This window comes from Planctomycetia bacterium (assembly GCA_016795155.1).
GTDB lineage: Bacteria > Planctomycetota > Planctomycetia > Gemmatales > HRBIN36 > JAEUIE01.
In genome coordinates this window covers 42,196-55,919 of sequence record JAEUIE010000019.1, presented here as the reverse complement: position 1 = coordinate 55,919, position 13,724 = coordinate 42,196, and the positions used below count along the sequence as shown (strand labels likewise).

The following is a 13,724-nucleotide window of genomic DNA, read 5'->3' as shown; positions in this document are numbered from 1 at the left end:
TTTGGTACTTATAAGTGCCTCTTAAAGGATACGCCTATGCCGCACCCATTATTCAGTCCGGAAGTACGCATGATGCTGGAAGAGCAGGATCATGCAGGCATGGCAGCCTTTGTTGAAAATATTCACCCGGCTACCGTAGCGGAATCGCTGGACAATCTTACTCCGCCTGAAGTCTGGTCGTTTCTTCGCGCCTGCCCCATGAATCAGCAAGCTCTAGTGTTTGAATATTTTCCACACGATAAGCAGGAAGAGCTGGCGCTGGGCACTGGCCGTGAAAACATGGCCAAACTCATCGAGAAGATGTCGCATGATGATCGTGTTGACTTGCTGCGAAGGTTGGCACCGCCCGTCGCGGAAGCAATGATCCGCCTGGTGGATGAAGCTGATCGCCGCGATATTGCCATGCTCGTGAAATATCCGGAAGGCACCGCAGGCGGCGTGATGACCACCGATTATGCCTGGCTGCCCGAGAATATTACGGTGGCGGACGCGCTGGAGCGATTGCGGTTGCAGGCCCCCAGTGCAGAAACGCTTTATTATGTCTATGTTCTCGATGCCGATCGCCACCTGTTGGGAATCGCCAGTTTGCGTGATTTAATCATGGCGCAGCGACAGTCGCTGGTACGTGATGTCATGGAGACGGACGTTTATACAGTCAAAGCAGAGGATGATCGTGAAGAAGTAGCCCAGAAACTGGCACGATATGATTTGCTGGCTATTCCGGTGGTGGATTCGGATAATCGGCTGATTGGCATCGTTACCCATGATGACGTGGTTGATGTGCTCGTGGAAGCAGCCACCGAAGATGCAGAGCGCATGGGCGGTATGGTTCCATTGGGTGAAAACTATATGGAGTCGCATTTCCTCAATGTCTGGCGGAAGCGTGTATTCTGGCTTTCGCTTCTTTTCATTGCGGAATTGTTTACCTTCTCTGCACTGGAACGTTATGAAGATGCCATCAAAGCTATTACGGTATTAAGCCTGTTTATCCCACTGTGCATTTCAACAGGAGGCAATTCCGGTTCTCAGGCGGCTACACTCATCACGCGAGCGTTGGCATTAAGGCAAGTAACACCCCAGCAATGGTGGAAGATACTTCGAAAAGAGCTGATTATGGGTTTGGCCCTGGGGGTGGCGCTTGGCGCCATAGGCTGGGTGCGTGCTTCATTTACCAAAGAGTCTACCATCAACAGCGAAGATCAGAGAGCAAATGCATTTCGCGTTCAGTTACCTGCTGATACATCTCTGAAGCAATCGTCGCCTGGCAAGTATGTCATACCCGCTGGCACCCTGCAGGAAGTTGGCGTGCGAACCAAAGTTGATGCTGAAGTAGTCTTGCCGGCTGGAAAAGATACTTCTGTTCCCTTAAAGTCGACTACAGTCAATGGTAATCAAATAGTCGAGTTTCCTGCACAATGCCTGTATAGCGTGAAGCAGGTAGACCGCTGGAGCCTGGCTGCCATCGTGGGAACCTCAGTTGCAGGCATCTGTCTGATAGGAACTGTGGTTGGTGCCCTCTTGCCGTTGCTATTTAAGTTCATTGGTTGGGATCCGGCACTGGCATCGAGTCCGTTTGTTGCCACGGCGGTTGATGTCGCAGGAATTGTTTTATTCTTCGAGATTGCCCGACTGTGGCTGCCAGCATTGGGAGGACATTAAGAACCAGTCAATTCAGGTTCCGCAATAGTTCATCAGTCATGACAAATGGTGATTTCGGAACCGCCTGAATTTGAAAAGTTTGAAGTAGTGAACCTAATTGGATTGGTTCGCATCGATCCTGCATTCCGAGCGAATAGGCGAGAAGGCCGAGTAAAGTGGTTGTAGGCAGACCTTGCTCGCGAAAAGTGGAGATTCGTGCATCGCCATGCCGCTTGGCCAGGCGATGGCCATCGGTACCGATGACGAGTGGAATGTGATAAAACCGAGGCATCGGCAAACCCAGAGCCTCGTACAGTTGAATTTGCCTGGGGGTCGAGGGGATCAGGTCATCGCCTCGAACGACTTCGGTGATCCCCATTTCCGCATCATCAACTACCACGGCAAGCTGATAGGCGGGAGTATCGTTATTCTTCCAGACGACAAAATCTCCGCCGTAGGCAACATTCAGATTCTGCTGTCCTGCAAAGTCATCATAAAACGAGAGTGCTGAGTTGGAGGAACGAAACCGCCAGGCGTAGGGTTTATTGGTGATTTTTTTGGCATCAGAAGCATTACGATGGGAGCAGGTGCCAGGGTAGGGTGGCAGTTCATGCTCAGCGTGCGGTGCGCTGGCAGCCAGTTCAATATCTTTGCGGGTGCAGGTGCATGGGTATACCAGTTCTCTTGCCTTTAACCGATCCAAGGCATTCTGATAGAGTTCCATGCGTGTGGTCTGGACAACAGGTGGTCCATCCCATTGCAGGCCGAGCCATTGCAGGTCATCGAGTGCCTGCTGCACGGCAAAGGGTTTGGTGCGGGGAGAATCGATATCTTCGATACGCAGCCTGATGTTGCCTGATTGTTGACGCGATGACAGCCAGGCTGCCAGATAGGTGCGAGCATTACCGATATGCTGACTGCCGGTGGGTGATGGAGCCAGTCTGCCTGTAACCGGTTTCATGGCTTATGTGATTGGATGAACTCCAGCACGGTCTGCTGTGCAGGATCATTGTTTTCCGAAATGCGTGCAATGATGGACATATGATCGCGCTGAGATATGGAATGCAGCTTGCAATTGACATGGCACTCTTCCAGTTTGTGAAAGAACTGCCTTGCACATGTGCCGTCACATTGCGGTAATTCATAGTCGCCATGCAGGATCAGAAAGGGAGGCAACCCCGGTTTGACATGCGAGATGGGAGATGCTTTTTCGCGATCTTGAGTGCTCTTCCCGAAGACAACATTAAACAGCAGGAGATCGGGTCGAACATCAAATACTCCACTGATGGAAATGATGCCTTTGATCAGATTCGTTTCCAATCCTGCTTCACGAAGCCATTCGGAGTTGCAGCCAATGAGGGAAACCAGATGGCCGCCTGCAGAATGCCCTGCTAGAAACAACTGACCTGAGTTGCCCCCATATTTGCCAATGTTACGACTGACCCACGAGATGGCTTTTGCCACATCGCGAACCTGTTGCTCGTGCGTGGTCTTGGGAATCAGGCGATAATTGATCACTGCTACGCCGATCCCCTTTTTGGCAAATGCCAATCCGAACTTGCCATAAATATCGAACCAGAATTTCTTGTCGCCGTGAGTCCAGCCACCACCATGCACGAAAACAAGGACAGGAAAGTCCTTGCGGCCAGGGGGGAGATACAGATCGAGTTTATGCTTGATCGGATCAGCTTCGGGGGTATCGATGTAGGGCAGATCACGAATGATCTCAACGTCACGTGAAGTGTTGGAAGATGGTTTTTCAAAGGCAGACGTTGTTGGGGAAGCGATCCAGAAACAGGATACGAGTAAGAACATTGCCATAACCGAGATTTTATTCTTGGTCATTTCAGCCTCATGAAATAGGTACTAGCCTGTATTTTAGGGCGTAAACCATTGTAACCATACAGGATGGCTGTATTTCAAGCGAAATTCGCCTTTTCAAGATAATCAAATGTGCTTATGGTGCCGCCTCGATAATCCGGGCAAATAGTATCGAAATGGCAAGACGTATCAACCACCTCAGTTTGACTCTGATCCTGCTCGGTTCAGGATGTTCGGGGTGGAATACCTCTGGGGCAGGACAACTGAATGAGCAGGGGGTGGAGTATCTTGCCCAGAACAACCTGAAACAGGCTCACTCGTCATTTGTTGAAGCGTGGAAGCAGGACCCTACTAACCCAGATACACTTTACAACCTGGCAACGACCTATCACCAGCATGGTCAGATAAAGGAAGCGGAACAGTATTACCGTCAGGCCTTACAACGGAACAGCAATCACGCTGAATGCAGGCATAATTATTATCTGCTGCTTGTTTCGGAGGGGCGAACGAATGAAGCGGTTGCGGATGCCGAAAGCTGGGTAAAAACCAGTCCCCAATCAGCTGATGCACTCACGCAATTAGGTTGGCTCACCAGACTGCAGGGAGATCAGCCCGCTGCTCAAAAGTATCTGCAACAGGCGTTGACTATCAAACCAGATCAAAAAGATGCTCTCCTGGAAATGGGAAAACTCTATCAGGATTTTCAGATGTATGATCGGGCTGGCGGGCTCTACCGCAGGGTTTTGCAGCAATACCCAGATAATATAGAAGCCAAAGCATTGCTGGCCGGACTCAAAGAAAATTCTTCAGCAACCTCGATGCAACCTCCCACGCAATAATACTCATGCAGGAAATCAATTCGGTTTCACTTGGGCTTGAAGAATTTGTTCCAATTGCATTAAATATACAAAGTGTATGTTTTGCAGGATTTACGAGGTTCCATAATGGCGAAGGAAGAAGGGATTGAAGTCAACGGCAAGGTGCGCGAAGCCTTGGCGAATACTCAATTTCGAGTAGAGCTGGAAAACGGTCAGTTAGTGACGGCACATGTATCAGGCCGCATGCGTAAGAATTTTATCCGCATCATTCCCGGTGACGCAGTGACCGTAGAGTTGTCGCCCTATGATCTGGGCAAAGGCCGCATTACGTATCGAGCAAGATAATCTCGTGTGAAGACCATAAAACCCACTCTTGTTGAGTGGGTTTTATTATTTCTTGAATCAATTCGTCGTTGAATGTCAAAAAATATCATATCAACTTCCACCTTTTGCATGTTTGAGTGTATCACCTTATCTGAGGTTACTGCAGAAGAATGCAATGATTCGTTAGACGATTTTATCGACCTGAGAGAATTTGTGACTGTTGCATTTGGAGTCGTGGTGTCATGGGGCATGATGTAGTGTGGCGGCGAGGCGCTCCGCCCTGACCGCATGATGCAACTCCACCCCATGGAGGAAGGTGATGAAAAGGATTCTTGTGCTGGGCATTATTGCCCTGGCGTTCGTGGGCGTGAAGCAATCAACTGCTTCAGCCATCTGTTTTGATGTGTATCGTCCCTGTGTTCGGCTGCCGTTACCTCGACTGCCGATCTTCCTGCCCAATTTCTGCATTGGCTGCGATACCGAAGGCCGACAAAGCTGCGGCGCTAAGCTGTTGTTCAACAAAAGCAGCTGCGGTGGTTATGGTGGTGGTGGCTGTGGATATGGTGGCCACGGTTGCGGTAATGGTTCGCCCTATCTTTGCGGCGTGCCTGATTGCAATCGCCCCATGTATCCCAATCCCGGATATGGTTACCACTGCTATCACGGCCAGGTAGCTCCCTGGTACACTTACTTCCCACCAGCTCAAAATACCGGCTACCAGGTTGGCGCTTATGGCGGCTTCCGCGGACCTGCTGGTGCTGGCATGCCTGCTGCTCCTGCTGCTCGACCTGCAGCTTATGCACCAGGATACAGCGGCGGCTATGCTCAGAACGTACCTTCCTACTGGTACGGTCGATAATCTGAGAACTCTTGAGCAACCTTTTGTCTCTAATCCATAACGACAAAAGGAGAACCCGTGGAACAGTTCCACGGGTTTTTATTTTTGTTCGGAGAGGGGGGCATGGTAGAGGGGACATGGGAAGAGTTGGTCTAACTCAACGCGTTTTGCACAACCGCCTTCATTTTCTGCAGACCAGTCTTTGCCACCTTCAGTGCATCCTGCTTGTAGTATTCAGGATTGAATAACTCTAATGACAAAACACCTTGAAAACCTGCAGTATGCAGGTGCTGTATGATTTTGGCCAAGGGAGCAACGCCATCGCCTGGATAGACGCGATCCCTGTCATTAATCTTATCCCGTTTCAGATCAGGATAATCATTCATATGGAAGACCTGCATTCCAACACCACTTAAAAGTGGTAAGCACTGGAAACCGGAACCGCCTTTGTACAGGTGATACACATCTGCCAGGATGCAGGCTTTGGGATGTCCCGTTTCGATGGCAACCATTGCGCCTTCGCCGAGTTTGGAAAGGTTGCTGGAAAACCCCCAGATTTCGACTTGCGGGACAACGGACATGGTGTCACCGAGTTCTAGCAGTTCACGATATCGGTCTGCTGCCTGCCTCAAGTCGAGTTTGACATCCGCGTTAGTTGCACCAACGGGAGGTGAAGCTAACCGTTTTCCGCCAACCCTGGCCACCAGATCCATGGCTCGCTTGGCGTCTTCGAGCCCTTTTTTTCGCTGCGTGGGGTTGTCAACGATCCAGGCTGGAAAGCCGATGGCACTCTCCACTGTGAGTCCGTAGTCGTTCAATCGTTTGTTCAATTCCGAAAACGGCTTCCCCGTCTTGTCATACACTTCGAGCTTCTCAATCCATGGTTCAATGGCCTGGTAGCCAGCTTTGCCTGCAACTTCAATTTCCTCTTCGAGAGTCAGCTTCTGTCCGCGAATGGTTGCGGTATTCAGACAGTATTTGAAGATTGTTGGCTTGACAGATTGTGCATGAGTTCCGTCGGCGCAAACGGTACCTGCTGCGATGGTGGAAACCGTAGCCAGCCAGTTTCTTCTGTTCGTCATCATGGTTTGACTCGCTCGAATTCGAATATCATGTATTGATTTTCTGCGGTTGTCTTGAACGTATCTGGGCGTTTCTTGTCGTCTGGTTGTGCAAGGCAGAACTTCACTTTGTTGTCACTTAGTTGGTAGATGCCGATCTGTTTTTGCCCCTTGTAACTGCCATCGGTAACGGTGAAATCAATGTGGGCTGGGTTCTTGGATGGATCCAGAACCATACTTGCCTTTTCTGTTTCCTGGCCGTTTCGAAACTCATATTGATTATCGCGAATTTGAAGACTGAAACTGCTCAGAGTTCCAGCAGGCAGTGCCTGACCAGCTAACTCGCCTGATATGAGTTTCCAGCTGCCCTGCAGTTTACTTAAGTCTTTGCGAACAGCTTCTTCCTTGTCCTGACTAAATGAGGTTGCCTGGGTCAGGAACAGAAACAGTATTGCTGTGATGTACTTCATTTTCAAATCCTCAAAACTCTGAATGGTTGGTATATGAGTAGATGACTCAAAGTATCAACATGGCGTCGCCGTAACTGAAAAACCGGTAATGTGACTGAACTGCATCTACGTAGGCTTTCATGGTCAATTCGTACCCTGCAAATGCTGCGATTAGAATGAGTAAAGTGCTGCGAGGAAGATGGAAATTCGTCAGCAGACCATCTGCAACCTGAAATCGGAACCCTGGTCGAATGAACAGCTTGGTTGTGCCTGACCAAGGTTGCAGAAGGGGAGGGGAGTTGGAATGCAAGGCGGCGGTTTCCAGAGTCCGCATGGAAGTTGTTCCAACTGCTATCCTTCTCCCCTTGCATTGATTGATGATATTGGCTGTCGATATAGGCACCTCGCACCATTCAGAGTGCATGACATGCTTCGAGATATCAGGTACTTTGACAGGTGAAAAAGTGCCAGCGCCAACATGGAGAGTTACAAAGGTCTGATCGATTCCAGCAGCTTTCAATGCATTCAACAATTCAGGAGTAAAGTGCAAGCCGGCGGTGGGCGCAGCAATGGAACCTGCGGACTGAGCGAAGACTGTCTGATACCGCTGCAGGTCTGAAGCATTGTCTTTGCCGTGCCTGATATAGTGGGGCAGTGGCACATGGCCGATGGCATCTAACACTTCTGGATAATTATGGCCTACAACCGGGGACGTCAGCAGATGATGATCGGTGGTCCGGCCACGAACCTGTATTCGGTAGGGCGAAGGGTTATTCTCACGGTCAAGAAGTTCTATCCACTCGCCGGGCTTGATGTAACCTCTGGTATGAGCCAGAAATTCCCAGTTGAGTTCAGGCTCTGTGTTCTCTTGAAGAAAGAGTCCTTCCCATTTGCCACCGGTGGCAGCTCGTATACCCAGCAGCCGAGCGGGTAGCACCTTGGTGTTATTGAGGATGAGTAAATCTTGTGGACGCAGTATTTCAGGCAATTCGAAGATGTGTCGATGCTGCAGCGATTGAGATTTTCTATCGACAATAAGCAGCCGTGCGTCATCACGTTTGACGCACGGCTCCTGGGCAATCAGCTCTTCGGGAAGAGCATAGTCAAAATCGTTTATTTGAAATTCTTCAGCCAATCAATGAATCCTTTCTCGACAGCAGCGACGCTTTTGGCGGGGCCCACTAACCGCATCGTGAACACTTTCTCTTCACCGGGGAAATAGACATTGATCAATCGGTAGTTGTCTTTGCGAACTACATTTGGATCACTGAAATTGGGTTTGAAGAGATAAGTACCGGTCGCATCGAAAACGGTGACTTTGGTTTTGCTCACCTCGAATGAAGTGATTTTGGCAACGTCATCAATTTTCTTGCCTGCACCGGGGTCGATCATGCCTTTCCAGCGTGTCAGGTTAGCTTCCACGCCGCCCACACCACCAGGAAATTGATAGATGGTCAATGTAGCAGGTTCCGTATCGCCTTCCGCTTTAGGAAGGGTAAATACTTTCAGTTGCATTTGGCCTGCTCGGCCTTCTTTCCAGTCTGCTGGTGGAGTGGACTTCAGGTTGCCAAGTTCGACAGCATCTGCTGGAACCATAAGGCCAATAGTCACAAGACAAGCGAACATGACATCTCCTCAATTCAGGTTTCTGTACAGGGACAAGACGACGAGCGATATTATTCTAGATTGAAAGAGTAATTTGGCTTATTACGGGGAAGAATTCTCAATGAAAGCTCTGCAACTCGATAAACATGGTGATCCGTTGGAAGTTCTGCATCTTCGCGATGTTGACAGCAAAACAGTAGCATCCGGACAAGCACGAGTACGGATGATCATGTCGCCCATCAATCCATCCGATCTACTTCGCGTTCGTGGTTTGTACGGTACCATGTCTTCCTACCCGGCAACGCCGGGTTTTGAAGGAGTTGGCATTGTTGAAGAAGTGAAAAGCCCGATTGCGAAAATGGTTCTGGGTATCAAGCCAGGCCGCAAAGTGGTGGTGCTTAATCAGCATTCAGGCAACTGGCAGGAAGAGGTTGTGGTACCTGCCATGCGGCTTTTCCCTGTACCCGAAGGGGTTTCAGATACTGATGCTGCCAGCTACTTTGTCAATCCGGCAACGGCGCTGATCATGGTGAAGCACGAACTGAAAGTAGAACCCGGTGCCTGGCTGTTACAATCTGCAGCAGGTTCAGCCTTGGGGAAAATGGTTATCAAGCTGGGAAAACATCTGGGGTTTAAGACCATCAATCTAGTGCGTCGTGCTGAAACGGCAGAAACGCTAAGAAAACTGAATGCAGATGAGATTATCGATACTTCGAAGGAAGATTTGCTGGCAAGGGTGACAGAAATTACCAAGGGAGAAGGAATCAGGTATGCCATTGATGCAGTGGGTGGGCCAACGGCTGGGCAAGTGATTCAATGCCTGGGGATGTTTGGCCACTGCCTGCTGTATGGCTCACTCGACTGGTCAGCAGGCGAGTTTACCAATCGGCATTTCATTGGAAATGGACTGAAGGTTGAAGGGTTTGCATTACAGCAATGGAGCGCCCGGCAAAGTAAATTGCAGATGCTGGGATTGTTGAAGCAGGTTGGTAAGCTGATGCAGGCCGGTGTGTTAACATCTGAAGTTGCGCAGGTTTATCCAATGGAGCAGTACAAGGACGCCATCAAGGCAGCAGATTCATCAGGCAGGCAGGGCAAAATTCTTCTGCAGATTGGCAAATAATGTCCGTCGAGAACAACACAGACCTCTGGATGCAGCGGGCACTGGAACTGGCTGCTCAAGGGCAGGGGAGCGTTGAGCCAAACCCAATGGTTGGTGCGGTTCTGGTGCAGGGTACGGAAATTGTTGGTGAAGGATATCATCAGAAGTTCGGCGGCCCCCATGCTGAAATCCATGCAATCAGTCAAGCAGGTGAGAAAGCCCGGGGAGCAACGCTGTTTGTCACCTTGGAGCCTTGTTGCCATCAGGGCAAAACTCCGCCATGTACGGAAGCAATTATCCAAGCTGGGATTAAGCAGGTGGTAGCCGCTGGGCCTGATCCCAATCCGATAGTTGCTGGCAAGGGTTTCGACATACTGAGGCAGGCAGGAATTGAGGTAACCACCGGTTTTTATCGTGAGCGAGCGGAGGCTTTGAATGCTCCGTATTTCAAATACATAATTGAGAAAGTGCCTTATTTCATTGCCAAATGGGCTATGACAATTGATGGTAAAATCGCTAGTGCCAGCGGTGACTCAAAATGGATCAGTAATAAAACCAGTCGATCATGTGTCCATCACTTGCGAGGACGAGTGGACGCTGTCGTAGTTGGGATCAACACCGTCTTAAAAGATGATCCGCTGCTGACAGCACGACCGCCCGGCGCTCGCAAGGCATGTCGGTTGGTATTCGACAGGCAATTGCAGTTGCCATTGAACTCCAAGCTGGTTTCGACTGCTCAAGAATTCCCTGTTCTGGTTGTGCATGCCAGTCAGGATGTACAAAAGATCAAACAGTTAGAACAGGCAGGTTGTGAGTGCTGGGAAGTCCAATCAGCAGATCGAATAGAACAGGTCCAACTGCTGTCCCATGAACTGTATCGAAGGAAATGCACCAATGTGCTGATCGAGGGGGGAGCCACGTTACTTGGCTCGTTTTTTGATCAGAAACTGGTTGATGAAGTGTGGGCCTTTATCGCTCCGAAATGGTTGGGTTCGAACCTTGCTTTGGGACCAGTCTCTGGCACGGGCTATGAATTAGTCTCACAAGCAGGGAGATTAAGGGACGTGAAGGTAGAAATTCTCGATCAGGATGTGCTGATTCGTGGCAGGTGTGAATATTCTCCAAAATCGGGCACACAATAATTCTGTAAACTCGCTTCAACTTGCGATATTTGTCACGTATGATACTCATAGACAGAGGAAGTGAGTGTCAGCCAGCAGGATCAAGACGATGTATGACGGATTGCCTGAAGATTACTCCGAGCAATTACAGGATGTCGGGCAGGAGTTAATGAATGGCTCTCTGGATAAAATAGGCGCTGTGATCCGGCTGGTTCGCCTCGGCTGGAATCATGAAGAAGCCGACGCTGCTGTGTCTGAAATGGTAGAGCAGGTTGAAACTACCAAAAAACTTTTGCGAGATGCTGCCCGCGTTCTGGATGATTCACCATCCGGACAGGCTCGTGCTTCTGCACGCTTGCGCGAAGCGGGTTTTTCGACTCTCGATGCATCCTACATGGTTCAGCAACTCAACCAGCAGCGACATGTCGCTGTAAGTCGAGTTCGGGATGTCCTACGCAACATTCGACTAGGTAAAGTTGGCAGGGAAGAAGCAGTTGAGCAACTCTCCAGCCGTGGCATGGATGGCATGCTTGCAGGCACACTGGTCGACGTTTTCACCGATAGTGCGACATATTGGTCTAAAGTCTGGCTGCAGTTGAGCCTTATTCTGAGTACAGGAGCTTTGCTTACAACGATTGCAGTCGGCGTGATGATGTCTTCCCACTTGTTTAGTTGGCTTGGATTGGCACTAGTATTGTTTCTGTCCATTCCTGTTGTCGTCACCAGTTGGTCACTGAAGAACTGGCGATTCTGGAAAACATGGTCCGAACAGCATCAGGCAGAGCGGGAATGCCCACGCAGTTGCAGCCCGATGGTCATGCTTTCCGAAGGCAAGGGCAGGGGATCCACCATCTTAACGGCAATGGAATGGGGACTCTCGAAAGACTCAGCCACTGAACTGGTACGGCGACGGTGCGAACTGAATATCAAAGCTTATGCGTGGATCACTGGAATTGGGTTATCGTTCTTACTTATCGCGCTGGCCAGTACCGTTTACACCGTTTTGAATGAACCCGGCAGTCTGCTCACCATCGCGGTTATTGATGGAATCATGGCAGCAGTCGGTATGATCCTGATTCATCGTGGCATCAAGGGCTGGCGCTGCTTTACTAAAGGCTAAAACTTTGTGCCACACTTCGACGTGTACTCACGTCGAGGTGTGCTTCCTGTCAATCGTGGTATCACTGTTAATAATTGAGTTACCACTTAGTTCACTGCAACCACACCCCGACTGAGTACAGTCGGAGTGTGGCACAGATTCCGAGTGCATTTGCGTTAGCTTACAGTAGCTTAGATATCGCCTTGAATGCAGTCGTTGCAGCCTGGTCAGGATTATCGATGTAGGGATATAGCTCGATGGTAATCCATCCCAGGTAGCCAATTTCTTTCAATGCGGAAATCACTGGTACAAAATCAATCGCTCCTACACCAGGCACCAGATGGTGATGAACGCGAGTTGCTGCTATATCTTCCAGATGCACGTGGCGAATATGTTTGGCTAACTGTCGGATCGCAGTCGCAGGATCATCGTTGACACAATACATGTGTCCTATGTCGAAGTTCAGACCGATGCCAGCATGATTGAATACTTTGGCAAATCGTTCGTATTGAGCTGCTGTCTCAATCAACAAGCCTGGTTCTGGTTCAATTAAGAGTGGAACGCCAATTGATTTTGCATGGTCTGCAACAGGCAGCAGGTTTTCGCAGAATAATTCCAAGCCCTGTTCAAAAGTCTGTCCAGGTTCAAGTGGTCCACCGGGTTCCGTTGTAATGCAGGGTGCTCCGAGTTCCTTGGCCAGGTCCAATGCCCGCATGGTGTGATCAATACGAACTTGGCGATAGGGTTGATACGGTTCAATCCACGATGGATGCCAGTATTTCTGACGATGATCATTGATGGCGTTCATCATGAAGGCATTGACATTACTGATTTGCAACCTGTTTAGCTCAAGTTGTTCCCTGATAGCAGCCTTTTGTTCTGGTAACAGATAAGCAGGCCAGGCATGGGGTACATCGGCCATAATTTCGATACCACTATAGCCTGCATTTGCTATACGCCTGGCTGCTTCCGAGAAGCTGTAATTAAGGTATGCGTTGCTGCTGAAAGCAAGTTTCATGGTGTTACCAAAGGGAAGAATCAGACTTCAGTAGTGTAGAAATACAGGTATAACACACCTGAAAAATGCAGAACAATTAACAGTTTGAGGCAATGGTTATATTACGGTTATCGTCGTAAATGATTACGATGTAAGTGTTTGCGACTTGATTTGAAAATATGTGATGAATACGGAAATCAAGCGAACCGATATTTATTGAGAGCGTCTATACTATTATGTTCACTACGCTGATTTCGTACTTTGATAGTATGAACTGTTGGTGAATCTGGTTTGGCCTCAAGGCTGAGCCTTTCTGGAGCCATGTCTCCAAATGTAGGAGGGGAAATCACATGAATACTTCCTTGAAAACCGCTGCTGTACGTTGCGCCACCATTAATGGTCGCATGGCAGATCGGGTAGGGAAGCATGTGGTTGATACCCTCGCGCGCAAACCCTATCTGTCCATGCTGCAACTGTCACAGTTACGCAGCCATTCGGATGGCATCATATTGCCGGCCACGAGTCGATTGCCAGGTGCAGCCTGTCTATCGAACCATGTGCAGGAGAATGAACATCCATCGAGAATGGAACTGCGTAACAGGTGGCTACAGGACAGCGATGCGAAAGAATCTGGATACGGCATGCAAGGTAATGGCATGCGTATTCAGAAAACCCTGAACCCGGCAATCTTTACCGTGGTGTAAGGTTAGGCCAGTTTGGTCTACGGAGCTTTCGAATCGCCGTCTCACGTTGCGTGATGTCCCACATCACTGCAGCAGCAAACAAACATCAACCCAACACATTGATGCTCGTGGCAGCCAAGGCTGCACGTTTTATCGCCATGAAAGCAG

15 protein-coding genes are annotated in these 13,724 nt (G+C 49.5%); 8 read left to right on the top strand and 7 right to left on the bottom strand.

The window, feature by feature from the left end:
• Positions 1-36 precede the first annotated feature (36 nt).
• Positions 37-1,659 (top strand): magnesium transporter, encoded by a 1,623-nt coding sequence (mgtE, locus tag JNJ77_07890; protein ID MBL8822491.1) that lies wholly within the window; start codon positions 37-39, stop codon positions 1,657-1,659.
• A 7-nt stretch (positions 1,660-1,666) separates the two neighbouring features.
• On the opposite strand, the gene gluQ is transcribed toward mgtE, so the two are convergent.
• Both gluQ and JNJ77_07880 read right to left on the bottom strand, forming a co-directional pair.
• On the bottom strand, positions 1,667-2,599 hold the full coding sequence (gene gluQ / locus JNJ77_07885; protein MBL8822490.1) for a tRNA glutamyl-Q(34) synthetase GluQRS: 933 nt from the start codon (positions 2,597-2,599) through the stop codon (positions 1,667-1,669).
• Positions 2,596-3,483, bottom strand: a complete 888-nt coding sequence (locus JNJ77_07880; GenBank protein MBL8822489.1) for an alpha/beta hydrolase — start codon at positions 3,481-3,483, stop codon at positions 2,596-2,598. The genes gluQ and JNJ77_07880 overlap by 4 nt, the downstream gene beginning before the upstream one ends.
• 152 nt (positions 3,484-3,635) lie before the next feature.
• Between JNJ77_07880 and JNJ77_07875 the strand changes: the two genes are divergently transcribed.
• From JNJ77_07875 to JNJ77_07865, 3 genes are all read left to right on the top strand, one after another.
• Positions 3,636-4,298: a tetratricopeptide repeat protein gene (locus JNJ77_07875; protein ID MBL8822488.1), complete on the top strand. Its 663-nt coding sequence runs from the start codon at positions 3,636-3,638 to the stop codon at positions 4,296-4,298.
• A 105-nt stretch (positions 4,299-4,403) separates the two neighbouring features.
• Positions 4,404-4,622, top strand: a complete 219-nt coding sequence (gene infA, locus JNJ77_07870) for a translation initiation factor IF-1 (protein MBL8822487.1) — start codon at positions 4,404-4,406, stop codon at positions 4,620-4,622.
• A 298-nt stretch (positions 4,623-4,920) separates the two neighbouring features.
• A complete protein-coding gene (locus tag JNJ77_07865; GenBank protein MBL8822486.1) occupies positions 4,921-5,460 on the top strand; it encodes a hypothetical protein in 540 nt (179 codons plus the stop codon).
• Between the two features lie 131 nt (positions 5,461-5,591).
• Here JNJ77_07865 and JNJ77_07860 read toward each other — a convergent pair whose 3' ends face one another.
• From JNJ77_07860 to JNJ77_07845, 4 genes are read right to left on the bottom strand one after another with little or no spacing between them, the layout of a single operon-like run.
• Positions 5,592-6,521: a sugar phosphate isomerase/epimerase gene (locus JNJ77_07860; GenBank protein ID MBL8822485.1), complete on the bottom strand. Its 930-nt coding sequence runs from the start codon at positions 6,519-6,521 to the stop codon at positions 5,592-5,594.
• On the bottom strand, positions 6,521-6,970 hold the full coding sequence (locus JNJ77_07855; GenBank protein MBL8822484.1) for a TIGR03067 domain-containing protein: 450 nt from the start codon (positions 6,968-6,970) through the stop codon (positions 6,521-6,523). The genes JNJ77_07860 and JNJ77_07855 overlap by 1 nt, the downstream gene beginning before the upstream one ends.
• 46 nt (positions 6,971-7,016) lie before the next feature.
• Positions 7,017-8,066, bottom strand: coding sequence for a tRNA preQ1(34) S-adenosylmethionine ribosyltransferase-isomerase QueA (queA, locus tag JNJ77_07850; protein ID MBL8822483.1), 1,050 nt, complete (start codon positions 8,064-8,066; stop codon positions 7,017-7,019).
• Positions 8,063-8,575 carry a hypothetical protein gene (locus JNJ77_07845; protein ID MBL8822482.1) on the bottom strand — a complete coding sequence of 171 codons (513 nt, stop codon included), beginning with the start codon at positions 8,573-8,575 and terminating at the stop codon, positions 8,063-8,065. Before JNJ77_07845 ends, queA begins: the two co-directional genes overlap by 4 nt.
• Before the next feature lie 100 nt (positions 8,576-8,675).
• Here JNJ77_07845 and JNJ77_07840 point away from each other — a divergent pair, with 100 nt between their 5' ends.
• The 3 genes from JNJ77_07840 (at position 8,676) to JNJ77_07830 (ending at position 11,897) form a co-directional block, all read left to right on the top strand.
• Positions 8,676-9,677 carry a zinc-dependent alcohol dehydrogenase family protein gene (locus JNJ77_07840; protein ID MBL8822481.1) on the top strand — a complete coding sequence of 334 codons (1,002 nt, stop codon included), beginning with the start codon at positions 8,676-8,678 and terminating at the stop codon, positions 9,675-9,677.
• Positions 9,677-10,798, top strand: coding sequence for a bifunctional diaminohydroxyphosphoribosylaminopyrimidine deaminase/5-amino-6-(5-phosphoribosylamino)uracil reductase RibD (gene ribD, locus JNJ77_07835; GenBank protein MBL8822480.1), 1,122 nt, complete (start codon positions 9,677-9,679; stop codon positions 10,796-10,798). Before JNJ77_07840 ends, ribD begins: the two co-directional genes overlap by 1 nt.
• A gap of 64 nt (positions 10,799-10,862) precedes the next feature.
• Entirely contained in the window at positions 10,863-11,897 is a 1,035-nt protein-coding gene (locus JNJ77_07830; GenBank protein MBL8822479.1) for a hypothetical protein, read from the top strand.
• Between the two features lie 160 nt (positions 11,898-12,057).
• Here the strand turns inward: JNJ77_07830 and JNJ77_07825 are convergent, their stop codons facing one another.
• The gene (locus JNJ77_07825) at positions 12,058-12,894 is read right to left on the bottom strand and encodes a sugar phosphate isomerase/epimerase (GenBank protein ID MBL8822478.1); all 837 of its coding nucleotides are present in this window, start codon (positions 12,892-12,894) and stop codon (positions 12,058-12,060) included.
• Positions 12,895-13,223: 329 nt separating this feature from the next.
• On the opposite strand from JNJ77_07825, the gene JNJ77_07820 reads away from it, so the two are divergent.
• A complete protein-coding gene (locus JNJ77_07820; GenBank protein MBL8822477.1) occupies positions 13,224-13,577 on the top strand; it encodes a hypothetical protein in 354 nt (117 codons plus the stop codon).
• The last annotated feature ends 147 nt before the right edge of the window (positions 13,578-13,724 follow it).